The organism is Acinetobacter sp. 243_ASPC (assembly GCF_001054715.1).
Lineage (GTDB): Bacteria > Pseudomonadota > Gammaproteobacteria > Pseudomonadales > Moraxellaceae > Acinetobacter > Acinetobacter soli.
Genome location: NZ_JVOR01000050.1, coordinates 1 through 22,786 on the forward strand (window position 1 = coordinate 1; position 22,786 = coordinate 22,786).

19 protein-coding genes and 1 tRNA gene are annotated in these 22,786 nt (G+C 43.3%); 12 read left to right on the top strand and 8 right to left on the bottom strand.

Annotated features, from left to right (window positions below; genetic code table 11):
* Nucleotides 1-55: 55 nt before the first annotated feature.
* Nucleotides 56-129: transfer RNA gene (locus ADA42_RS05365), tRNA-Cys, on the bottom strand.
* A 153-nt stretch (nt 130-282) separates the two neighbouring features.
* Here ADA42_RS05365 and folD point away from each other — a divergent pair.
* Both folD and ADA42_RS05375 read left to right on the top strand, forming a co-directional pair.
* On the top strand, nt 283-1,131 hold the full coding sequence (folD, locus tag ADA42_RS05370) for a bifunctional methylenetetrahydrofolate dehydrogenase/methenyltetrahydrofolate cyclohydrolase FolD (protein ID WP_004948905.1): 849 nt from the start codon (nt 283-285) through the stop codon (nt 1,129-1,131).
* Nucleotides 1,132-1,133: 2 nt separating this feature from the next.
* Nucleotides 1,134-1,805 carry a class I SAM-dependent methyltransferase gene (locus tag ADA42_RS05375; protein WP_040053938.1) on the top strand — a complete coding sequence of 224 codons (672 nt, stop codon included), beginning with the start codon at nt 1,134-1,136 and terminating at the stop codon, nt 1,803-1,805.
* A 32-nt stretch (nt 1,806-1,837) separates the two neighbouring features.
* On the opposite strand, the gene ADA42_RS05380 is transcribed toward ADA42_RS05375, so the two are convergent.
* Nucleotides 1,838-2,266 (bottom strand): hypothetical protein, encoded by a 429-nt coding sequence (locus tag ADA42_RS05380; RefSeq protein ID WP_004939754.1) that lies wholly within the window; start codon nt 2,264-2,266, stop codon nt 1,838-1,840.
* Nucleotides 2,267-2,475: 209 nt separating this feature from the next.
* Between ADA42_RS05380 and glpD the strand changes: the two genes are divergently transcribed.
* Nucleotides 2,476-3,993, top strand: coding sequence for a glycerol-3-phosphate dehydrogenase (gene glpD, locus ADA42_RS05385; protein ID WP_004948901.1), 1,518 nt, complete (start codon nt 2,476-2,478; stop codon nt 3,991-3,993).
* A gap of 111 nt (nt 3,994-4,104) precedes the next feature.
* Here glpD and ADA42_RS05390 read toward each other — a convergent pair whose 3' ends face one another.
* Nucleotides 4,105-5,934: a phosphoenolpyruvate carboxykinase (GTP) gene (locus tag ADA42_RS05390; protein ID WP_004939747.1), complete on the bottom strand. Its 1,830-nt coding sequence runs from the start codon at nt 5,932-5,934 to the stop codon at nt 4,105-4,107.
* A gap of 398 nt (nt 5,935-6,332) precedes the next feature.
* Here ADA42_RS05390 and ADA42_RS05395 point away from each other — a divergent pair, with 398 nt between their 5' ends.
* The 4 genes from ADA42_RS05395 (at nt 6,333) to groL (ending at nt 10,202) form a co-directional block, all read left to right on the top strand.
* On the top strand, nt 6,333-7,277 hold the full coding sequence (locus ADA42_RS05395; protein WP_048763991.1) for a diacylglycerol/lipid kinase family protein: 945 nt from the start codon (nt 6,333-6,335) through the stop codon (nt 7,275-7,277).
* Complete coding sequence (locus ADA42_RS05400) at nt 7,258-8,049, top strand: metallophosphoesterase family protein (RefSeq protein ID WP_048763980.1); 792 nt, start codon at nt 7,258-7,260, stop codon at nt 8,047-8,049. Before ADA42_RS05395 ends, ADA42_RS05400 begins: the two co-directional genes overlap by 20 nt.
* Before the next feature lie 164 nt (nt 8,050-8,213).
* The gene (groES, locus tag ADA42_RS05405; RefSeq protein ID WP_004939735.1) at nt 8,214-8,504 is read left to right on the top strand and encodes a co-chaperone GroES; all 291 of its coding nucleotides are present in this window, start codon (nt 8,214-8,216) and stop codon (nt 8,502-8,504) included.
* Nucleotides 8,505-8,567: 63 nt separating this feature from the next.
* Nucleotides 8,568-10,202 (top strand): chaperonin GroEL, encoded by a 1,635-nt coding sequence (gene groL, locus ADA42_RS05410; RefSeq protein ID WP_004939733.1) that lies wholly within the window; start codon nt 8,568-8,570, stop codon nt 10,200-10,202.
* A 269-nt stretch (nt 10,203-10,471) separates the two neighbouring features.
* Here groL and ADA42_RS05415 read toward each other — a convergent pair whose 3' ends face one another.
* Entirely contained in the window at nt 10,472-10,849 is a 378-nt protein-coding gene (locus ADA42_RS05415; protein WP_004939730.1) for a diacylglycerol kinase, read from the bottom strand.
* 261 nt (nt 10,850-11,110) lie between these two features.
* On the opposite strand from ADA42_RS05415, the gene ADA42_RS05420 reads away from it, so the two are divergent.
* The 3 genes from ADA42_RS05420 (at nt 11,111) to ADA42_RS05430 (ending at nt 16,265) form a co-directional block, all read left to right on the top strand.
* Nucleotides 11,111-14,209, top strand: coding sequence for an efflux RND transporter permease subunit (locus ADA42_RS05420; RefSeq protein WP_048763984.1), 3,099 nt, complete (start codon nt 11,111-11,113; stop codon nt 14,207-14,209).
* 100 nt (nt 14,210-14,309) lie between these two features.
* Nucleotides 14,310-15,656 carry a magnesium transporter gene (gene mgtE, locus ADA42_RS05425; protein ID WP_048763985.1) on the top strand — a complete coding sequence of 449 codons (1,347 nt, stop codon included), beginning with the start codon at nt 14,310-14,312 and terminating at the stop codon, nt 15,654-15,656.
* Between the two features lie 33 nt (nt 15,657-15,689).
* Nucleotides 15,690-16,265, top strand: a complete 576-nt coding sequence (locus ADA42_RS05430; RefSeq protein WP_048763987.1) for a DUF4112 domain-containing protein — start codon at nt 15,690-15,692, stop codon at nt 16,263-16,265.
* 43 nt (nt 16,266-16,308) lie between these two features.
* Here the strand turns inward: ADA42_RS05430 and htpX are convergent, their stop codons facing one another.
* Together htpX and ADA42_RS05440 are read right to left on the bottom strand one after the other, a co-directional pair.
* Nucleotides 16,309-17,214, bottom strand: a complete 906-nt coding sequence (htpX, locus tag ADA42_RS05435) for a protease HtpX (RefSeq protein ID WP_004939720.1) — start codon at nt 17,212-17,214, stop codon at nt 16,309-16,311.
* A 150-nt stretch (nt 17,215-17,364) separates the two neighbouring features.
* Entirely contained in the window at nt 17,365-18,213 is an 849-nt protein-coding gene (locus ADA42_RS05440; protein WP_048763988.1) for a lytic transglycosylase domain-containing protein, read from the bottom strand.
* A 513-nt stretch (nt 18,214-18,726) separates the two neighbouring features.
* Here ADA42_RS05440 and ttcA point away from each other — a divergent pair.
* On the top strand, nt 18,727-19,632 hold the full coding sequence (ttcA, locus tag ADA42_RS05445) for a tRNA 2-thiocytidine(32) synthetase TtcA (protein WP_025096236.1): 906 nt from the start codon (nt 18,727-18,729) through the stop codon (nt 19,630-19,632).
* Nucleotides 19,633-19,839: 207 nt separating this feature from the next.
* The gene (locus tag ADA42_RS05450) at nt 19,840-20,223 is read left to right on the top strand and encodes an SCP2 sterol-binding domain-containing protein (protein ID WP_004939712.1); all 384 of its coding nucleotides are present in this window, start codon (nt 19,840-19,842) and stop codon (nt 20,221-20,223) included.
* A gap of 75 nt (nt 20,224-20,298) precedes the next feature.
* On the opposite strand, the gene ADA42_RS05455 is transcribed toward ADA42_RS05450, so the two are convergent.
* Both ADA42_RS05455 and greB read right to left on the bottom strand, forming a co-directional pair.
* Entirely contained in the window at nt 20,299-21,411 is a 1,113-nt protein-coding gene (locus ADA42_RS05455; protein WP_004948882.1) for a transglycosylase SLT domain-containing protein, read from the bottom strand.
* Between the two features lie 549 nt (nt 21,412-21,960).
* Nucleotides 21,961-22,437, bottom strand: a complete 477-nt coding sequence (gene greB, locus ADA42_RS05460; protein WP_004939704.1) for a transcription elongation factor GreB — start codon at nt 22,435-22,437, stop codon at nt 21,961-21,963.
* Between the last annotated feature and the right edge of the window lie 349 nt (nt 22,438-22,786).

Below are 22,786 nucleotides of genomic sequence, written 5' to 3' on the forward strand. Positions count from 1 at the left end.
GGGGATTTTAAATCCCCTGTGTCTACCTATTTCACCACCCGGGCTTTACCAAATGTGGAGGCGGAGGTCGGAATCGAACCGGCGTACACGGAGTTGCAGTCCGCTGCATGACCACTCTGCCACCCCGCCATCATTTGGTGATGCACATATTAGCAAGCTTCAGAAAAAAAACAATACTAAATTCAGTGAATATGCGCAGAAAAACAACATCTAAAATAAAATTACCCAAATTATCATGTATCATTTGCAAAAATTGATTCATATCTAGCTTGGAGATGTGCCGTGGCATTGGTTTTAGATGGTCGTGCATTAGCAAAGAAAATTGAAGCGGACTTGTTGGTGCGTGTTGAAGCACTGAAAGCAAAAACAGGTCGTACTCCAATTTTGGCAACAATTTTAGTCGGTGATGATGGTGCATCTGCAACCTATGTGCGTATGAAAGGCAATGCATGTCGCCGTGTGGGAATGGATTCATTAAAAATTGAACTTCCACAGACCACGACTACCGAAGAGCTATTGGCGGAAATTGAAAAACTCAATGCCAATCCAGATGTACACGGAATCTTGCTACAACATCCTGTTCCTGCACAGATTGATGAGCGTGCATGTTTCGATGCGATTTCACTCAATAAAGATGTCGATGGTGTGACGTGTTTGGGCTATGGTCGCATGGCAATGGGTGAGGCAGCCTATGGTTCTGCTACTCCAGCCGGAATTATGACAATTTTAAAAGAACACAATATTGAGCTAACCGGTAAGCATGCTGTTGTCGTAGGGCGTTCGGCAATTTTAGGTAAGCCAATGGCCGCCATGTTGCTTGAAGCGAATGCGACCGTTACGATTTGTCACTCGCGTACACAAAACTTGGCTGAGTTTGTGAAGCAGGCAGATATTATTGTCGGTGCTGTAGGTAAGGCTGAATTGATTCAAAAAGACTGGATCAAACCGGGCGCGGTAGTGGTCGATGCTGGTTTTCATCCGCGTGATGGCGGTGGTGTAGGTGATATTCAGCTTGAGGGTATCGAGACTATCGCTACGGCTTACACGCCTGTTCCGGGTGGTGTGGGTCCAATGACCATCACTACGCTGATCCGTCAGACTGTTGAAGCTGCCGAAAAAGCACTCGTCTAAATATGAGCGATCATATATCGCGAGCACATGCAGTGCCGCCTGTTTTACTCGAAGCACTGCATGCCATTATTCCAAATGCTGAATTACAGGCACAGCAATTACCCGATACGCCAATTTCCCTCTGGTTGATTCCTCCAGTATTTCCAGTAGATCGACTCGATGATGAGGTGGTGCGTAGAATCTGGAACGATACACCGTACTGGATTTTTTGTTGGGCTTCTGGTTTGGCGATGGCACAATGGTTGCTGGCAGAGCCTGAATATGTGCGTGACAAGGTGGTACTGGATTTTGGTGCGGGTTCTGGTGTGGTGGCAATTGCTGCAAAACTGGCTGGTGCAAAACGCGTCATTTGCTGTGATATCGATGCGGTTAGTTTGGCGGCCTGCCGTGAAAATGCACGTTTAAACTCGGTGGAACTGGAGTATTTAGAGGACTTATATCAGTCGGAGCAAGTCGATGTGTTGCTGGCGGCCGATGTACTATATGACCAGTGTAATCGTTTTTTTCTGGATGAATTTTTAAAATTCGCACCTCAGGTGTGGGTGGCCGATAGCCGGGTAAAAAACTTTAGCCATCCGCGTTATATGAAAATGGATGAACGAAGTGCAACCACATGGCCAGATCTGGATGAGGCGAAAGAGTTTCGAAATGTGAGTTTTTATAAGACGCTGTGATCACAGCGTCTTTTTTTATCCGACAGATTAAATCAAGAACAGGTATAGCGCACGACTTTAAGTGTACTTGGGCGTGCCTCTAAGGCTTCACGCGTTGCATAGCCTTCACTGTTGTTGAGACTTGGACTGTCGGATAAGCCAAACGACATACGTGAGTTACGAATGGCAATCCCTTGATCTTGCGATCGGTTGGCTGCTGTATTTGGAATTTCATTGATGCTTAAAATCGACAGCGTATAGGTTTTGGTCGTTCCTAATACCGATTGACAGGCACGTTGTAATTTTCTCTGATCTAAATCTTGATTCGCGCGATTTGCAAGCGTATACGAAATCGTTGCCGAATTGGCAGATTTATTTTCGACTTGATAACCCGTATTACCGTTATATTGACGTGGTGTGCTTTGACAAGCCGCAAGACTCGCTGCAAGCGCTAAGACACCCAATAAATTATACATTTTCATGAAATTCATCCTTCTCTTATTGTGGTTAGTATCGCATAGTTTTAAGCATAACGTGGTGTCTGAAGCAGGGTGAATCCGCTGGACTTTACATTACTTAAAAAGTGTACACGTTTGGTGGGTTGTGGCGTGTGAAAATCTGGCCGCTTGGCTTTCCAATTTGGATGTTTTTTGTTAACGTTAAAAATAAAAACCACAAAAAGGCGGGGATGATGAACATAGAAAATTCGCTTCCGTTGTACGACATTGCAGTGATAGGTGGTGGCATTAATGGTGTGGGAATTGCCAACGATGCTGCGGGACGCGGTCTGTCGGTCTTTTTGTGTGAGAAAGATGATTTTGCCAGTCATACCTCTTCTGCCAGCAGTAAATTAATTCATGGTGGTCTGCGTTATCTTGAGCACTATGAATTTCGATTGGTACATGAAGCGCTAGCTGAGCGTGAAGTATTGATGCGTAAGGCACCGCATATTGTGTGGCCTTTGCGTTTTGTTATGCCACATCGGCCGCATTTACGCCCTGCATGGCTGATTCGTTCAGGCTTGTTTTTGTATGACTATTTAGGTAAGCGTGAAACGTTGGCGGCTTCCAAGAAAATTCATATGAATGCCAGTAGTCCCTTAATTCCGGAAATTTGTTTGGGGTTTGAGTATTCTGATTGTGCTGTAGACGACAGTCGTTTGGTGATCTTAAATGCGATGCAAGCCAGAGAGCATGGGGCAGAGCTGATGACTCGTACCCGCTGTGTCTGTGCCGAGGTTGTGGAGGGGGTATGGGTGCTTTCGTTACAGGGTGCAAAAGGATACTTTCAAATCCGTGCCAAAGCGTTGGTCAATGCAACGGGGCCTTGGGTCGAAGAATTTATTAAAACGCAGCTTGATCAACCCTCACCGTATAAGATCCGGCAGGTACAAGGCAGCCATTTAGTTGTCAAAAGATTGTATGAAGGGGATCATGCTTATATTTTGCAAAATAATGATCGCCGGATTGTGTTTACCATTCCCTATCTGAATGAATTTACATTAATTGGAACAACGGACCAACTTTATACGCAGCATTTGGATCAAGTTGAAATCACCTCGAGTGAGACGGATTATTTACTGGAGGTGGTCAATGCACATTTTAAAAAGCCAATTACGAAAGAAGATATTGTTGAGTATTTTTCGGGTGTTCGTCCGTTGTGTGATGATGAATCTGACCAGCCATCTGCCATTACGCGTGATTATACGCTTGCATTACAGATGGTCGCTCCAAATGCACCGCTGTTATCTGTATTTGGCGGCAAGCTGACCACTTACCGTATGCTGGCCGAGTCTGCCATGACACGCCTAAAACCGTATTTTAAGCATATGGCACCTGCTTGGACCAAGACTGAACCTCTGCCAGGTGGAGAGCACTTTAAATCGAAGCTTACGCTTGCAACAGCTATTCAGCGCCGTGTGAAAGGGATATCACCAACATTGGCTGCACGCTGGGCATCGACCTATGGTACACGTGTTTGGAAACTGCTTGAGGGAGTGGCCAAATTGGAGGATATGGGAGAGTATTTTGCTGATGAGTTGTATCGGGTTGAGGTTGATTATTTGATTCGGGTGGAGTGGGTGCAGACAGTTGATGATCTACTATGGCGCAGAACAAAACTGGGTTATCACGTTGGTAGTACAGAAAAACGTATTCTCGAAGATTACATGATGAACCGCATGGGATACACAACAGGATTGATTGCTTAACTCTATATTCGTACAAATAAACAATCAAATACAATGTGATTCATTGAGCATTGAGCATTGAGTAGAAAATAAAAAAAGGCCACAGATGTGACCTTTTTTATCTAAGCTAGATTAGCTCTTTTTTACTGCTTCAAGTAACTGGTTTTGACGTTCTTTCAATGCTTTTGGAAGACGTTCACCAAGTTTATTAAACAATTCAGTGTGGCTTTCAATCTCTGTAATCCACTGATCTTTGCTTTGAGCTGTGACAAGATCAAACTCTTCTTTAGAGAAGTCTGTGCCAGTCCAGTTCAAGTCATCGTAAGTTGGTACGTAGCCGATAGCAGTTTCAACTGCATTTGCACGGCCTTCAACACGGTCGATCATCCACTCAAGTACACGCATGTTCTGACCAAAGCCAGGCCATACAAAGTTGCCTTCAGCATCACGACGGAACCAGTTTACGTTAAAGATTTTTGGTAGCTTGTTACCAGCTGCTTCAGCTTTTTCGCCAACTTCTTGACCAAGTTGTAACCAGTGGTCGAAGTAGTCTGCCATGTTGTAACCTGCAAACGGAAGCATCGCAAACGGATCACGGCGAACGATACCTTGTTGACCGACAGCTGCAGCAGTTGTTTCAGAGCCCATGGTTGCTGCTTTATAAACACCATCTACCCAGTCAAATGCTTCAGAAACCAACGGCACTGTATCCGCACGGCGACCGCCAAAAATGAACGCAGAAATTGGCACGCCCGCTGGATTTTCCCAGTCAGCATCAATAGAAGGACATTGACCAGCAGATACGGTAAAGCGCGCATTTGGATGTGCAGCTTTTTCACCCGCAACGTGTGGCTGGCCTTTCCAGTTCGTTAAGTTAGCTGGAACTTCTTTAGAAAGACCTTCCCACCATACTTGACCGTCTTCTGTAACTGCAACGTTGGTATAGATCACGTCTTTATGCAAGGTTGCCATACAGTTTGGATTGGTTTTGGTATTGGTGCCTGGTGCAACACCAAAGAAACCTGCTTCTGGGTTAATCGCGTACAAACGACCATCTTCGCCTGGTTTAATCCATGCGATATCGTCACCTACGGTTTCGATTTTCCAGCCTTCGTAGCCTGCTGGTGGAATGAGCATAGCGAAGTTGGTTTTACCACATGCAGACGGGAATGCCGCAGCGATATAATGTTTTTCGCCTTGTGGATTCGTCACACCTAAAATCAGCATGTGCTCTGCTAACCAGCCTTGCTCACGGCCCATTGCCGAAGCGATACGAAGCGCAAGACATTTTTTACCTAGAAGTGCGTTACCGCCGTAACCTGAACCAAATGACCAGATTTCACGGGTTTCTGGATAATGCACAATATATTTTTCAGGGTTGCATGGCCATGCAACATCTTTTTGACCTTCTGTAAGTGGTGCACCTACAGTGTGAACACATGGAACGTATTGACCGTCAGTGCCTAATACATCGTAAACCGCTTTACCCATACGCGCCATTTTACGCATGCTAACTGCAACATAAGGAGAATCGGTCAATTCAATACCGATCTGCGCAATATGACTGCCTAATGGACCCATTGAAAATGGAACCACATACATGGTGCGGCCTTCCATTGAACCATCAAATAGACCGTTTAGCTTTTCACGCATTACTGCGGGCGCTTCCCAGTTGTTTGTTGCACCAGCATCTTCTTGCTTTTCAGAGCAGATGAACGTGCGATCTTCTACACGAGCAACATCTGATGGGTCAGAATTTGCAAGATAAGAACCTGGGTGTTTTTCTTGGTTGAGCGGTTGCATGGTGCCGTTTGCGATCATCAAGTCGATCAGACGTTGATATTCTTCCTCGCTACCGTCACACCACTCGATTTTTGCAGGCTTGGTCAATTTTGCAATTTCTTCAACCCATGCAATAAGCTTAGGATGACGAACGAATTCAGGTGCGTTCACTTGGGTCATGGTGAGGCCTATTCTAAAATGTGTACAACGTACAATTCCCTTTGGTTGTGGTACAACAAAAGAGACGAAGTCAAAAAAGTGGCGCTATTAAAGCATAAATCACTAAAAAAAATAAGACTAAAGACTATACAGGGGTTTTGGGGAGTATTTTTGTTTAATTTGTTGTAAATCAATATTTTAAGTTATTTTTAGGGGGTGTTTTTGGTATTTATTAAAGAAATAGAGACTATTTATTTATAAAATAAATTTGCATATCATGATTTTATATGGCGGATTTGACTAATATATATTATTGATAAAATAAATGATCACCATTCAAAAATTACATAAAAGCGCTTTTATTTGTGTATTTTGTATTCAAAAATAAAGTATGTCCACTGTTTGACATATTAAAACGTATGACTAAATTAAAACCACTCTCCATCATTTATAACGGAAAATCTGGATTTCATGCAAGTGATAATGAGGGGGTATATGAACAAATCATGACACTTTTTACTCATTATGATTTTGAGATTCAGGTTTTTGAGCTGGAACATGACATGTCGTTTAATACGCTCATGTCGAATGTACTCGAACGTCATCAAACCTCAGACCGTACTGGGTATGAGGGAGTAGTGGTTGCGGCTGGTGGAGATGGTACACTTAATGCGGTGGCAACCAAGCTGGTCGATACCGGGCTTGCAATGGGAATCTTGCCGCTCGGTACATTCAATTATGTGGCACGCGTTCTCGATATACCGCTTGATCTGATTCAAGCCGCCGAGGTGATCGCAACAGGTGCCCAACGATCAGTCCATGTGGCAAGTGTCAATGATCGTATTTATTTGAACAATGCCAGTTTGGGGTTGTATCCCTTATTTATTCAAAAGCGTGAAATGTATAATCAGCGTTTTGGACGTTTACCTTTAAATGCATACACTTCGGCTTTAGATGTACTCATTCGTGATCGTAAAGAGCTCAAATTATCGATTAAAGTGGATGACCACCTTTATCCTGTCAAAACGCCATTGATCTTCTTTGGTAATAATCAGCTTCAACTCAGAGAAATGAATCTGCAAATCGCAGAATGCGCGGCGCAGGGGCGAGTCGCAGGTGTAGTGCTGGCCAAAAGCGATAAGACCAGTCTTTTTAAAATGCTCTATCAATTGATTCGCGGTGCGCTCGAGCAGGCCAAAGATGTATACAGCTTTAGTGCAGATCGCGTAGTCGTCGATTGTAAGCGTAAAAAATTAAAAATTGCCATTGATGGAGAAATTGAAGAGTTGACGACACCTTTAACTTTTACCGTGAAAAAAAATGCCTTAACTATTATGGTGCCTCATGCTGCTGCATCTGTCTGATTTACACTTTGGTACCGAGAAACAAGAGTGTCTAGATGCCATTGCTGCTTTTTGTCGGGAGCATGAGCCGGAAGTGATTGTAGTAAGTGGTGATCTGACCCAACGTGCCCGCTTTACGCAGTTTTATTCATGCAAGCAATTTCTCGATAGTCTGGGTATTCCTTATATGGTTATTCCCGGCAACCACGATATTCCGCTGTACCATTTGTGGAACCGTTTTTTTTCTCCATTTGTTCGCTATCAGTTTTTCTTCGGCGCACTTGAGCCGACTATTGAAACCGAGCATTTTTATGTCATTGGTGTGAATAGTATTCGGCGTCGCTACCATACCCGTGGCTATATTTCGCTAGAACAAATTCAAAAAACCAATGAGCTGCTTAAACGCGGCCCTGCCCATAAGCTTAAGCTGGTCACCTTGCATCAGCCCTTTTATACACCCCCCGATGAACCGCACGGTATTAAAGATTGTCCGGTGCTCGGCAGAATGGCGCTGAATAACTGGAGTAAAAGTGGCTTGTTTGGTGTGCTCCACGGACATCTGCATAAAACTGCGGTATATGATTTGAATCAGATTTATGATTTGCAGGCAGCGCATCCGGTTTATGACATTCATGCCGGCACAGCGACGTCTTATCGACTTTATAAAAGTTTACCCAACAGCTTTAACGTGATTTTTAAAGATGGTCAGGTTCAGCATTATTGGTTTGATTCCAACGTACGTCAGTTTGTTTTACAGCCTGCACCGATTGAAAAGCTGCCAGATCACAAATGAGTGTTTAAAAAAAATACAAAAATTCATTTTTTTTTCTTTTTTGCCCTTGAAGCCGTTTTTTCCATCCCCACAAAAGTGTCATCAAATTCATTTTGATGATTGCTTTAGGAAGAATGACAGCAAACATCATTTATTAAAATAGACTTAGTCTGATGGAGTTATTTATGAGCAACATTCGTCCATTACATGACCGTGTAGTAATTCGTCGTGTTGAAGAAGAAACAAAAACGGCTGGCGGAATTTTATTGCCAGGTTCTGCTGCTGAAAAACCGGCTCAAGGTGAAGTCATTGCAGTAGGTAATGGTCAAATTACGGATAACGGCGTTCGCGCACTTGACGTAAAAGTGGGCGACAAAGTGTTATTCGGTACTTATGCAGGTACAACTGTGAAAGTAAATGGTGACGAATTCTTAATCATGAAAGAATCTGACATTTTAGCTGTTCTTGAAGGCTAATTTGCGCATTAACCACTCATTGATAAATCAGATCAAGCATTGATAGAAAAATTGGAGTAGAGAATGTCAGCTAAAGACGTAAAATTCGGTGATTCAGCGCGTTCAAAAATGATCGCAGGTGTAAACGTTCTTGCAGATGCAGTGAAAGTGACACTCGGCCCTAAAGGTCGTAACGTGGTTATTGACCGTTCTTTCGGTGCACCACACATTACGAAAGACGGCGTAACGGTTGCAAAAGAAATCTCTCTCAAAGACAAATTTGAGAACATGGGTGCACAGTTGGTACGTGAAGTATCAAGCAAAACCAACGATATCGCTGGTGACGGAACAACGACAGCGACTGTTCTTGCACAAGCGATCTTAAATGAAGGGATCAAATCAGTAACTGCTGGTATGAACCCGATGGATCTTAAACGCGGTATCGACATTGCAGTAAGAGCAGTGGTTGAAAACATTCGCGCGACAGCTAAACCTGCTGACGATTTCAAAGCAATTGAGCAAGTGGGTTCGATTTCTGCAAACTCTGACGAGACTGTAGGTAAATTGATTGCTCAAGCAATGGAAAAAGTGGGCAAAGAAGGCGTGATTACCGTTGAAGAAGGTTCAGGCTTTGAAGATGCGCTTGATGTTGTAGAGGGTATGCAGTTTGACCGTGGTTATATCTCACCATACTTCGCAAACAAGCAAGACACGCTAACCGCTGAACTTGAAAATCCGTTCATTCTTCTTGTTGATAAAAAAATCAGCAACATTCGTGAATTGATTACCACTTTAGAAGCAGTTGCAAAAACGGGTAAACCGCTTTTGATCATTGCTGAAGATGTTGAAGGCGAAGCGCTTGCAACACTTGTTGTTAACAACATGCGCGGTATTATCAAAGTATGTGCGGTAAAAGCACCTGGTTTTGGTGACCGTCGTAAAGCAATGCTACAAGACATCGCGATCTTGACTGGCGCTACTGTAATTTCTGAAGAAGTTGGTATGTCGCTTGAGCAAGCTACCCTTCAAGATTTGGGTACCGCACACAAAATCACAGTATCGAAAGAAAACACAGTGATTGTAGATGGTGCGGGTGATGCCAATGCGATTGCAGAACGTGTTCAGCAGATTCGTGCGCAAATCGAAGAGTCAACTTCTGAATACGACAAAGAAAAACTTCAAGAACGCGTAGCAAAACTTGCTGGCGGTGTTGCAGTGATCAAAATCGGTGCAGCAACTGAAGTTGAAATGAAAGAGAAGAAAGACCGTGTAGACGATGCGCTTCATGCAACGCGTGCTGCGGTTGAAGAAGGTGTGGTTGCAGGTGGTGGTGTTGCACTTGTACGTGCAGTGAACTCACTTGACGGCTTAACTGGCGCAAATGATGACCAAACTGTTGGTATCAACATTTTACGTCGTGCGATTGAAGCACCACTTCGTCAAATCGTATCGAATGCAGGTGATGAGCCTTCTGTTGTTGTCAATGCAGTCAAAGCAGGTGAAGGTAACTTCGGCTATAACGCAGCAACGGGTGTATATGGCGACATGCTTGAAATGGGTATTCTTGATCCAGCTAAAGTTACGCGTTCTGCGCTTGAGCATGCAGCATCTGTTGCGGGCTTGATGTTGACTACTGAAGCGATGATCACAGATATTCCGGAAGACAAACCAGCAATGCCTGATATGGGTGGCATGGGTGGTATGGGCGGTATGATGTAATATCGACCGCATCCCGATTTTAAATACAATCGGGATTGAATATCTAAAAAGACCGTGAGCCTGCTCACGGTCTTTTTTTATGGTGATGTTTTGGCTTTAAGATAAAGAATCAACTAAAAAACCACAATTTGATGATGAATGTGCTTAAAAAATCAATTTTTAGCCGTGGATTAATTTAATTTTAAGTTTCAATGCTTATTCTTAACTCAGAAACAAAGGCTGTAGTTTCTGGTTTTCACCATGTTTATTCCTGGATAAGCATGGTTTTTTTATGTCCAAAATAAAATAATCGCCCATGTCGCGGCAATCATGATGAGCGCAACACACTGCGCAGCACTGCCCATGTCCTTGGCATTTTTGGATAGCTCATGGCGCTCTAAAGAAATCCGGTCAACCACTGCTTCAATAGCCGAATTAAAGAGTTCGACAATGATGGCCAGTAGTCCCACAATCAGTAAAATTGCATGTTCGAGCGCACTTAAGTGCAAACTGAAATTGATGATTCCCAGCACAATATTCAGCAAGATAATTTGTCGAAATGCCGCTTCTAGTCGAAATGCAGATTTAAAGCCTGCCACCGAGTAGCCTGTTGCATTGAAAATACGTTTTAAGCCTTGTTTACCTTTAAATGGGGAATAGGGAGTCATAACGTTTTAAGCAATTAAATTTGCTCTAAAGTTAAGGGAATTGGCTTAAGAAACAATTAAGACAACCAAATTTTCAAATATCCAAACTAGCCTTATAGTTACCAAATCTTCATGATTTATCCAAAGTTATAAATTACTACACGATTCTGTAAATTCTGCTTGTATTTCATGAGTTGCTCATTGATGATCAGCGTATCAGCTAGTACCTAAAAATCTGAATGATCTTTGCGGTCATTCACTCAATTTTGAGCGCACGCCATCATGCTATCCAGATTTTTTATTGATAGACCTATTTTTGCTGTAGTTTTGGCAATTATTGTGATGGCGGTGGGCGTATTTTCCCTTCTCAATCTACCTGTCGAGCGTTATCCGGATATCGCGCCGCCTCGAATTGTCGTTTCGACCAGTTATAGCGGTGCAGATGCACAGGCTGTTGAAGACAGTGTGACCCAAGTGCTCGAGCAGCAAATCAAGGGTATTGATCACCTGCTGTATTTTAGTTCGAGCAGTGATGCCAATGGTAACAGCCAAATCAGTTTGTACTTTCAGCAAGGAACCAATCCAGATCAGGCCCAAGTCCAAGTTCAAAATGCCATCAATGGAGCTCTAAACCGACTTCCAGACGATGTGCAGCGTCAAGGCGTGATTGTTCGAAAGTCCTTAAGTGATTCTTTTTTGGTGATGGGATTAGGTGATCGCTCAGGTAAATCAAGCAATATTGATATTGCAGATTATCTGACCAACAATTTCGAGCTGAACTTAAGCCGCATTGAAGGTGTGGGCGAAATTAATGTGTTCGGCTCTCAGTATGCCATGCGCATCTGGCTCGATCCGATTAAATTACAGCATTATCAATTGACCGTTGGTGAAGTACGTTCTGCACTGGAAAATCAGAATACTCAGGTGGCGGCAGGTGCGATTGGTGATTTACCTGCACCCGACGATCAATACCTAAATGCCAAGGTCACATCTGGCTCGCTGTTAAAAACGCCAGAACAGTTTGAAAATATCATTGTTAAAGCCAACAATAATGGCAGTTTTGTCTATTTAAAAGACATTGCACGTGTCGAGATTGGTGCGCAAAACTATCAGGTGTTTAACCGCCTCAATGGCTATCCGGCAGCGGGCTTGTCGGTATCACTTGCAGTGGGTGCTAATCTGGTGAAGACCGCCGATGCGGTGTATCAGGAAATTGCACGCCTCGAAAAAAATCTGCCAGATGGTTACTTTATTGTGTATCCACGAGATGACACACCATTTGTAAAAGAATCCATCAAACAAGTGGTGAGTACGTTACTTGAGGCGATTGTGCTGGTGGTACTGGTGATGTTTCTGTTTTTACAAAACTGGCGCGCCACGCTCATTCCAACCATTACCGTGCCTGTTGTGATCTTGGGGACCTTTGCCGTACTGGCAGTACTGGGCATGAGCATTAATACCTTAACGCTATTTGCCATGGTCTTGGCGATTGGTTTGTTGGTCGACGATGCGATTGTGGTGGTCGAAAACGTGGAACGCTTGATGCATGCGCAACAGGTCGATGCACGTGAAGCCAGTATCCTGTCTATGCAGGAAATCAGTGGTGCACTGGTGGGCATTACCTTGGTACTGACCGCCGTCTTTATTCCAATGTCATTTTTTAGTGGTGCAACGGGTATTATTTACCGGCAGTTTTCGATTACGCTGGTCGCAGCGATGGCGCTGTCATTGATGGTGGCACTGATTTTAACTCCAGCACTGTGTGCAGTCTTATTAAAGCCCCATAAACGTGAGTTTAAATGGGCACATTGGTTCAATCATAAGCTGGATCAACTTAGAGATCAGTATTTGCGTTTAACCAAGCGTAGTATTCAAACCAAAGCCATCACGCTGGTAATCTTTGTGGCGCTGATCGCGACCTTTGTATGGGTATATCGGAATTTGCCAACCAGCTTTCTACCGCAAGAAGATCAGGGAGCATTAAGCGTTCAGTTTACTTTGCCTCAGGGGACACCGCTGAGTAAAACCGAAGCGATTGGCAAGCAGATTTCAGACTATTTTATGCAACATGAAAAAGCCAATCTGAACGGTATTATGGTAATTCAAGGACGAAACAATTCGGGAACAGGACAAAACTTGGGGCAGGCCTATGTGTCTTTAAAACACTGGGATGAGCGAAAGGGCAGTGAAAACAGCGCGCAGAAAATTCGTGAGCGTGCAATGCAGTATTTTAGTCAGGATAATCAAGCCCGTATCTTTGTACTCATGCCATCTGTGATTCGCGGATTGGGTAATTCAGACAAGATTTCATTTTGGCTGCAAGATTTAAAAGGACTTGGTCGTGAGCATCTGTTGGATGCCTTTAAGCAACTTCAAGACCAAGAAGATGCCACACAGGATTTACGCAATATTGATAAACGCAGTAATGACGATCAAGCCGTACTGAATATCAAGATTGACCATAAAGTGGCTATGGCACTCGGGCTAGATGTGGCACAGATTAATCAGACCATTTCCACAGCGTGGAGCGGCAGTTACATCAATGATTTTATTGATCGCGGTCGAATCAAACGTGTGTATTTACAAGGTGACATGCAATATCGTTCGAAACCCGAAGATTTAAGCTACTGGTATGTTAAAAATGCGCAAGGACAAATGACACCGTTTTCACAATTTAGTCAGGTTGAGTGGACCGGTGCCCCTCCATTGCTGGAACGCTTTATGGGTTATCCATCACTTGAAATGGAAGCCGATGCAGGCAACGGCGCAAGCACCGGACAAGCCATGCAGAGTTTGACTCAACTGGTCGATAAAATGCCAGAAGTGGGATTGGCGTGGAGTGGCATTGCCTATCAAGAGCGCGAGTCGAGTAACCAAGCGGTGTGGTTGTATGTCATTTCTGTTGTATTTATCTTTTTGTGTCTTGCAGCACTTTATGAAAGCTGGTCGATTCCGAGTATCGTCATGGCTGCTATTCCGCTTGGGATAGGCGGCACCATTTTATTTAGTTCTTGGTTTAATTTTGCCAATGATATTTACTTTCAAATCGCATTACTCACGACCATTGGGTTGTCTTGTAAAAATGCGATCTTGATGGTGGAGTACGCCTCTAACTTGCAAAATCAAGGGCATCGTATTCTTGATGCCGCACTGAAATCTGCTGGACTACGCTTAAGACCGATTTTGATGACCTCGCTGGCATTTGGTGCAGGTGTGATTCCGTTGATGTTTTCTTCTGGCGCGGGTGCGCTAAGCCGTCAGGCGATCGGGTATAGTGTGTTTGGAGGTGTGGTGTTTGGGACCATTTTGGTGCTGATCTTTATTCCGTTTATGTATGTATTGGTTCGTTCAATGGGACGCACAAAATCTAATGCATCTTAAGCGGTTAGCATTTTAAATTTTATATTTGCTTTAACAGAACAATCTGGGTGGGGTTGAAACCACCTGCTATAAAAATAAACATAGTACTTGGAGAGAAACAATGAAAACGGCTCCAAATATCTTAGCCTTGGCCGATGCCTTGGCACATATGGATATTGGTGCGGCTCAAATGCTACTGCATGAGCTGCAATCGATTGATGTGGCCGAGGCACTTGAGCAACTACCAGTTGAGTCATCCAGTTTGATTTTGATGCAGTTGCCCAAGCGCGCCAAAGTTTATGCTGCGATGCATGCTGCTTATCAGGCGCGTTTGGCACAACTTTTATCTCGTGCCGATCTGGCGACCATTGTTACAGAAATGCCGGCGGACAAACGCACCGATGTGTTTAAGGCTTTGGCACCCTCTGAGCAGGTGGCCTTGTTGCCTGCACTGGCACAAGCCAAGCGTGAAGATCTGCGCCGGCTGGCAGAGTATCAAGAAGGTACGGCAGGGGCGATTATGACCTCGGAATATGCCACCTTACGCGCTGAAATGAGTATAGCTGAAGCGATTGATTTTTTACGTCAAGAAGCCCCAGATGCCGAAACGATTTATGAGTCGTACATCATTGATGAGCAGCAACAGTTATTAGGTGAGATTTCATTACATCAGTTGATACTGGCACCTGTAGATGCCAATGTCGGTGCTTTAATGGCTACAGATATTGTCTATGCTTATGTTGATGATGATCAGGACGATGTGGCCAAGAAAATTGCCAGATACGATTTACTGGCGTTACCAATCATCGATCGGCAGCATCGGCTGGTTGGAATAGTGACCTATGATGATGCCATGGATGTCGCCAGTGAAGAGGCCAATGAGGATTTCTTGAAAAGTGCAGGGGTGGAGGCATCTGCGCCTACACTTAATTTGAAACAAACGCCCCTGTTTCAGCTTTATAAAAAACGTGTTTTTTGGCTGGTCATTCTGGTTTTTGGCAGTTTGCTATCAGGATTGGGAATTGCACATTTCGAATCAATTATTGAATCGAATATTGTACTGGTGTTTTTTTTGCCTTTACTGGTGGGAAGTGGCGGAAATGCAGGTTCTCAGTCGGCTACGCTCATGGTGCGTGCATTGGCGACAGGTGATGTGGTCTTAAAAGACTGGCTGCTGCTTTTGGGGCGTGAATGTCTGGTGGCTCTGGCACTTGGTGTTACGATGGCGATGGCCGTTGCAGTGCTGGGCTATATTCGTGGCGATGCCATGGTGGCTTTGGTATTGATCTTAAGTATGATTGGGATTGTGCTGATTGGCAGTGTAATTGGTATGAGTTTACCGTTTATTTTAAATCGTTTGAATCTTGATCCGGCCAGTGCCTCTGCGCCTTTGGTCACTTCGATTTGTGATGCAACAGGGGGCGTGATTTATTTATGTATTGCGGCGCAATTGCTGCCTCAAATTTAAACACTTAATTTCGTTTTAAGAAGTGAAATCACCATGTCCAATCCAAAAAAAATATCCCAACAAGAGGTCATTCGCTTAGAGCGAGATTTGGCAAAGTTTGCCAATATCATGGACAGTGTAGTGCGTATTCCCTTTACCAAGCAGGGGGTGGGCGCCGATGCTGCGTTGAGTACCATTCCGGTTGCAGGCGATGTCGCTGGCTTTGCACTCACGTTGTATGCCATTCATAAAGCCCGGCAGATTGGGGTGCCACAACACAAACTTACGCCAGTACTCAAACTGGCCGCCATGGATGCCATACTCGGGTTTATTCCAGTGGCCGGAACGGTGTTTGATATATTTATCCGACCAAGCCGCAAAGCGCTAGAAGTCGTGCATCAGCACATTCGTGATGAGTATGCGATTAATAGTGACGATCATGTGGTTCATCCTTATTTACATGAGCAATTAGAACGCAAACAGCAGCATTCTGCATTCTGGCGTAATCCGGTGGTGAGCTGGATTTGGTTGCATATTCCAGATTTGATCGGTTTGGTATTTCTGGTGCTGCTACTGCTGGCAATGTGGTTCGGTTTAAGTTATGTATGGCAGTGGTACCAAGGAATATAAAGTGAAAAAAGCCTCCAATTGGAGGCTTTTTTAATGGCTACACTTACGGACAGTTTAACTGATGAAGTGCTGCGACACGCTGTTCGATACTTGGGTGAGTTTGGAACAATGCTGCAAGGCTAAATCCTTGTTCCTTACCTTCCGTAATTGCAAACGCTTTCATTTCTTTTGGCATCTGATCTGGCAATTCAGATTCCGCCTGTAGGCGAAGCAATGCCGAAATCATGGCTTGTTTGCCAGCAAGTCGTGCACCTGCTTCGTCGGCACGATACTCGCGCTGACGGGAGAACCACATCACAATCGCTGAGGCCAAAATACCGAATACAATATCGAGTACGATGGTAATAACGAAGAAACCGATGCCCGGTGCTTCACCATCTTGACGACCAAAGACATTACGATCGATAAAATCACCGACCACACGCGCGAAGAACATGACAAAGGCGTTGACCACCCCTTGAATCAAGGCCAGTGTCACCATATCGCCGTTTGCAACGTGACCGATCTCGTGCGCCAGTACCGCACGTAGCTCGTCTTTGTTCATGCGTTCGAGCAATCCTGAAGAAACGGCAACCAATGCGTCATTTTTGTTCCAGCCGGTTGCAAATGCATTCGATTGATACGACGGGAAAATACCAACTTCAGGCATCTTAATGCCCGCACGTTGAGAGAGATCTGCAACAGTTTGCAATAACCATGCTTCAGCCTGATTACGAGGCGCATTCGGATCGATCAGTTCTGTACCAGTGGTTTTTTTAGCCATCCATTTCGACATAAAAAGGGAGACTAGTGAGCCCACCATACCAAACACAAAACAGATGACCAAAAGGTTGCCTAGATTTAAGCCACCCGCGCCATGGTAACTACCGACACCGAAGAGTGACAAGATAATGCCAGCCACAACCAGTACCGCGAGGTTGGTTAGCAAAAACAAACCAATCCGCATCATTGAGAAAATCCTCTTATAAATAAAACCTATTATGATTCATTCATCATAAATCATTGCTCTCAATATGAGGGGAATCCCAAGAAAATTCAAGACCAATTACATGATTTAAGCTTTTTTTAAGTTAAATCCTGTAAGGGGTGGGCGACGTGCTTAATTTGAAATCTGAATTCGGGCTGAAGCCGTTGCATTACGGGTCACATAAGTGTTTGGTGCATCGGTAAAACTGCCATTTTCAAGAGTAATAATCTGGCGTTGCTGCGTATATTTCGGGGCAGTGTTTGCATCGGGATGTGTATAGTTTGCCGATTGGGCAATAATTTGTGATGATAACGGATTATCCGTGCTTGAGCTTTGTGAGGAAACATACAGATTTTGGTAACGGCTGGTCACACGCTTTACATAATCTTGGGTTTCACGAAACGGTGGAATGCCGCCATACTTATCGACATTGCCTTCTCCTGCATTGTAGGCTGCTAAAACCAGCTGCATATTGCCATTAAAGCGTTTCATGAGCCAGCTTAAATACTGTGCACCACCAAAAATATTCTGTTCGGGATCAAATACATTTGACACATTAAAACGTTTTGCTGTAGCTGGCATGAGTTGCATCAGTCCTTGCGCACCTACGGGCGAACGGGCACGAATATTAAAACCCGATTCGGTATGCATGACCGCTTTGATTAGGCCTTCTGACACTCCGTGGCGCTGCGCTGCCTGACGGATAATATGATCGAAAGCATTGACGTTTTTACTGTAGCTCGGTAAAACCGATGCTTCTGAGGCACCCCAGTTGCGGTAGGTATGAATATTACTGTCTGGGTAATAAGTAACTTTGACTTTGGTTAAGGCAGGGTCTGAACTTTTACGGTTGGTAAGCAAGGTTGCGCCGGATTTATCTTTATAGATAAACATCTGTCCCGCGATGGCGGTATTTATGCAGCCATAACTCAGTAAGAAAGAGCAAATAAATAGTAAACAAGAATCCATGCGTTTTTTCATTTTATGTTATTCGCTTTAGGTGATTCGCTAAAAGTAGTGACATCTTGTAAGCCAGTGTAGCAAAAAAAAACGTAAACACGAGATATACAGCTAAAATTTTTCACAACTGTTTGACAGAAAAAATCAAGCTTTATTGTTTGGATGTTAATCAAAAAAAAATTAAATTTTTTTTTGAAATAGTTGGGTTGACTTTAATAAGCATTTGATTTTAAAAAAATAAAATAATTGGTTAAAAAATGATCAATTTAAACAAAACCCTTATTTTTTCGTCTAGTCACTTTGTCAAGCCTCCAGAAATCCACAATTTTATCCACAGGTTTTGTGGAAAACTGTGGAAAAGTCCAAAATATAAGCGTTCTGTGCAAAAAATGCTCAAAGAACTACTTTTTTCAGGACAATAAAAAAGCATGATACAAAATCATGACAATTTAAAGAATTCAAAATCTATAGATGCGATTCACGCGCGAATCATATAAAATTGCCCAGTATTTTTTTTATGGGTCACGTGTGTCTATGTACTCGCCAGTTGAGTCCGAAGCAGGATTTAATTTTAAGCCAGAGCTTCCTACAAGCTCCGCCTATTATCGCTTACTGAAAAAGCTCCGTCGACAAGTGGGTCACGCGATTCGTGATTTCAAAATGATCGAAGACGGCGATAAAGTGATGGTCTGCGTTTCTGGCGGTAAGGACAGCTATACCTTGCTGGATATCTTGCTGCAATTTAAGCGCATTGCACCCATCAACTTTGATATTGTCGCGGTCAATCTCGATCAGAAACAGCCGGGCTTTCCAGAAGACGTGTTGCCACGCTATATGGAAGAGAACAATATTCCGTATTACATTCTTGAAAAAGACACCTACACCATTACCAAACGCCTTACGCCAGAAGGTAAAACCTACTGCGCGGTGTGTTCTCGTTTGCGCCGTGGTTCGCTGTATGGCTTTGCGCAAGAAATTGGGGCGACCAAAGTGGCTTTAGGCCATCATCGCGATGATATTATCGCGACCTTTTTCTTGAACTTATTCCATGGTGGAAGCCTAAAGGCGATGCCACCGAAGCTGCTTTCATCGGACAAGAAGAATATTTTGATTCGTCCGCTGGCTTACGTGGAAGAAAAAGACATCATCAAATATGCTGAAATGCGTAAGTTTCCGATTATTCCGTGTAACTTGTGTGGTTCGCAAGAAAACCTACAACGTGCCATGCTCAACGAGATGCTACGTGAGTGGGACAAACAGTATCCAAAACGCTTGCACAGTATTTTTGGCGCATTACAAAATGTCTCGCCATCGCAATTGGCAGATCGTGAGCTGTTTGATTTTGAAGCCTTGGACTCACAGCGTGAACTCGACTTTAAAGAACCTGAAGAATTAAAAAAACGACTGGATGTGGTCAATCTCAGCTTTGCTGCTGACTAACAAGTCAAGCGCTAACCTCTTAAAAAGTTAGCGCTTTTTTTTGATTAAAAATTGTGATTCTTCTAAAAATTAAGGGACTCATACAAAAAAGGTTAACGGACTTTTTAGAGATCATGCTATAACAAGGCAAAAGCTGTAACGCTTCAACCATGATGCTGTCTGGAAAAACAGCACACATAATTGAATAAATTGACTTGAGGAATAATCATGCCTGCATTTTTAACTGATGATTGGTTTACAACTGTTGAAAAACTAAGTGCAGACGCAGGTGATCTAAATTTACCACCAGCACTTGCAAATTTAGCCATTAATCTTGTTGTTGCAAATGCAGACAACACCACCGAAGTATCCTTGGAAAACGGAAAAATTCATAAAGGTCTTTCTCCGAATGCCAAAACCACTTTAAATATGGATGCTGAGACGCTTCGTAAGGTGTTTTTAGAGTTTGATATGGCGGCTGCAATGCAAGCCTTCATGACAGGCAAAATCAAAGTGCAGGGCGATATGTCTCAGTTGATGGCTTTACAAACTGCAAAGCCTAGCCAAGAGCAAAAAGATCTGTTCAAACGCGTACTTGAGCATACAGCTTAATTTATGCCAGCCTTGTATAAAAAAAGCTTACGCAGATGCAGTAAGCTTTTTTTATATCTGTATGATCAATTCGGCTTAAACATCGACCCAGCGTGGTGAAGTCTTGATGTGCTCCAAATAGGCACGAATCCGCGTAACATATTGCAAGGCTTGTCTGTAGCGGCCATTGCTGGCCTGATTACGATTTAGGTAATTGTACAGATTAAGCCACTGGTTTGGGTTTTTGCCCTGTGCCTGAATGCGCTTTTGAATTTGAGCGACTGCACCTGGCCCCATGTTATACGCCACTAGAGCGTACCAGTTACGATCTGGATACGGAATCATTTCATACTGCTTGAGCATTTGATCGTAATACTTTGCGCCGCCCTGAATGCTTTGGGTGGGGTCGTTGCGATTACTGACGCCCATTGCCTGCGCTGTATTATTGGTCAGCATCATCAAACCGCGAACACCAGTGGGAGAGACTGAGTTGGGTTTTAAATAAGACTCTTGATAGCCTATGGCTGCCAATAAATGCCAATCCAGATTGTATTGCTCAGCGCTACGTTTAAAGCTTGCCTTATATACCGGAAGTCGGTTACTCAAATCGCGCTGAATAATTTCCCACGATTCAGGCTGCACCACATTGCGGTTATAAAATGACGCCAATTGCTGCATGGTGCCATTTTGCTTACTTTGACACACATAACTGCTCGCTGTCTGTGTCAGTGGATCATCGGCATATTTAAACACCCAGTTGAGCGATGCATTGAGTCCATTTTGCGTCAGTGTACTGTCTGCACCACAGCTGGCCGAAAAAGAAATCAGTTGCTTGGTTTCAATGCTGTGTAAATCTGCGGTGGTCATGGCCAGATTGGCCCGGCCTTCGTTGATCCATTTTAACGCAGTCGCATCATCTTTGACGGTTTTAAACTTGAGCTTAACGTTAAGGCTCTGTGCATAATTTCTTGCCAGATCGTAACCAAAGCCATGAATAAACTCACCGTCTTTAAACACTGTAGTAGGCGATTCGACCGCAACCACAGTGAGGGTATTACTATTAACCACCGTATTATACTGGTGGGCTTTGCTGGCACTAATACTGTGAAACGGAAACACCATTGTACTTAATGCAAGCGCTTTCAAGGGGAGAGAAGAAAATAAAGTGTCTAGGCCAAGCCTCGACCCAGAAGTTGAACTACTGTGCATGTTGTCTCCGCTACAGATAATTTACGCCCTAAAAAATTTTGGCAAAACGAATACACAAAACTTTTTTCAAGTTGGTAAATCCAAAGAGGATGGGCATTCATGACGTCATTCGTGATGACATGGGATTAACAATAACTATGTAGAAAAACTACAAAGTTTAAAAAACAACCAAATAAAAAGTAGGGCGAATAATAATTGCCTAAAAACCTCTTGTCAAATTTTTAGGTCAAAAAATAGTCTTTACGATATGTAAGCCTATGATTTACTAAGGGAAGAAAATTTATACACTGAAGTTGTGGTGCAAAAGAGGAAGCTCTGCAACAGTATGTAACCAAATTGTAAATTGGTAACTGTTGTAAATATTATAATTTTACTTAATTTGGTGGTTATTTCAGCGCTTGTAAGGCCTGTAAACAAAGACACGAAAGCAAAAATATCCTGTTTATTTTATGTGCAAAATTCATGTTTTTCGGCTTACATTTGCAATATTCAGATACGCATTCGCTGTAAGGTATCTGCTCTAATGATCAATCATTTGTAGCGTATCGATTAGCCTGATTGATAGCGAATCGAATTGATGTACCATATCTTCCGACCCAATGGGGTTTGTACAGTCACCTCATCATTGATGGATTTACCCAAGCATGCTTTGGCCATGGGAGACTGCAACGAGATATAATCTTTACGGCCATAAATTTCTTCATCCCCCACAATCCGAAATTCGATGGTTTCACCTTCGTCATTTTCAAGCGCTACCCAAGCACCAAAATACGCTTTGCCGTCTTGCTCAGGGCTGTACTCTACTTTATGTGCCACTTCAAAAAGTTTGGTTAAATATCGGATTCTGCGGTCAATCTCGCGTAATTTTTTCTTGTTGTAAATATAATCGGCGTTCTCTGACCGATCTCCTAGACTGGCTGCCCAAGACACAATTTTGGTAATTTCAGGACGTTCTTTACGCACCAAATCGTTAAGCTCATTTTGTAAGCGTTGATAACCCTCTGAGGTGAGTAATTTGCGGTTCAAGAGATTGCTCCAAATACATATCAGACTGCTGTGTAAAGCTACTACACTCTGCGCTCTAGATGCAGTACTTTTTTTACATGGGTGCGCATTTATAATTTCGTCTGAGCAAAAAATTAATGAAGGTATTAAAAAAGCTGTTTTTTTGTGTTTTATGTGCGTAAAGTGCCCGATTTTGCTCGTAAATGATTCTACTAAATACTCAACATGAGAAAAAATGCCTATATTGTGCTTATTTTGAACATTTAACTGATTTTTATTAAAAATAATTTGCCAAGTGATGTTTTTATTTATATGATAGCCGCCATTGGAAGCGTGGCAGAGCGGTTTAATGCACCGGTCTTGAAAACCG

What these genes read in the sequence shown, in the direction of transcription:
- ADA42_RS05375 (WP_040053938.1), top strand. Translation starts at nt 1,134, where the DNA reads ATGAGCGATCATATATCGCGAGCACATGCAGTGCCGCCTGTTTTACTC.
- ADA42_RS05380 (WP_004939754.1), bottom strand. Translation starts at nt 2,266, where the DNA reads ATGAAAATGTATAATTTATTGGGTGTCTTAGCGCTTGCAGCGAGTCTT.
- glpD (WP_004948901.1), top strand. Translation starts at nt 2,476, where the DNA reads ATGAACATAGAAAATTCGCTTCCGTTGTACGACATTGCAGTGATAGGT.
- ADA42_RS05390 (WP_004939747.1), bottom strand. Translation starts at nt 5,934, where the DNA reads ATGACCCAAGTGAACGCACCTGAATTCGTTCGTCATCCTAAGCTTATT.
- ADA42_RS05395 (WP_048763991.1), top strand. Translation starts at nt 6,333, where the DNA reads ATGACTAAATTAAAACCACTCTCCATCATTTATAACGGAAAATCTGGA.
- ADA42_RS05400 (WP_048763980.1), top strand. Translation starts at nt 7,258, where the DNA reads ATGCTGCTGCATCTGTCTGATTTACACTTTGGTACCGAGAAACAAGAG.
- groES (WP_004939735.1), top strand. Translation starts at nt 8,214, where the DNA reads ATGAGCAACATTCGTCCATTACATGACCGTGTAGTAATTCGTCGTGTT.
- groL (WP_004939733.1), top strand. Translation starts at nt 8,568, where the DNA reads ATGTCAGCTAAAGACGTAAAATTCGGTGATTCAGCGCGTTCAAAAATG.
- ADA42_RS05415 (WP_004939730.1), bottom strand. Translation starts at nt 10,849, where the DNA reads ATGACTCCCTATTCCCCATTTAAAGGTAAACAAGGCTTAAAACGTATT.
- ADA42_RS05420 (WP_048763984.1), top strand. Translation starts at nt 11,111, where the DNA reads ATGCTATCCAGATTTTTTATTGATAGACCTATTTTTGCTGTAGTTTTG.
- mgtE (WP_048763985.1), top strand. Translation starts at nt 14,310, where the DNA reads ATGAAAACGGCTCCAAATATCTTAGCCTTGGCCGATGCCTTGGCACAT.
- ADA42_RS05430 (WP_048763987.1), top strand. Translation starts at nt 15,690, where the DNA reads ATGTCCAATCCAAAAAAAATATCCCAACAAGAGGTCATTCGCTTAGAG.
- htpX (WP_004939720.1), bottom strand. Translation starts at nt 17,214, where the DNA reads ATGATGCGGATTGGTTTGTTTTTGCTAACCAACCTCGCGGTACTGGTT.
- ADA42_RS05440 (WP_048763988.1), bottom strand. Translation starts at nt 18,213, where the DNA reads ATGAAAAAACGCATGGATTCTTGTTTACTATTTATTTGCTCTTTCTTA.
- ttcA (WP_025096236.1), top strand. Translation starts at nt 18,727, where the DNA reads ATGTACTCGCCAGTTGAGTCCGAAGCAGGATTTAATTTTAAGCCAGAG.
- ADA42_RS05450 (WP_004939712.1), top strand. Translation starts at nt 19,840, where the DNA reads ATGCCTGCATTTTTAACTGATGATTGGTTTACAACTGTTGAAAAACTA.
- ADA42_RS05455 (WP_004948882.1), bottom strand. Translation starts at nt 21,411, where the DNA reads ATGCACAGTAGTTCAACTTCTGGGTCGAGGCTTGGCCTAGACACTTTA.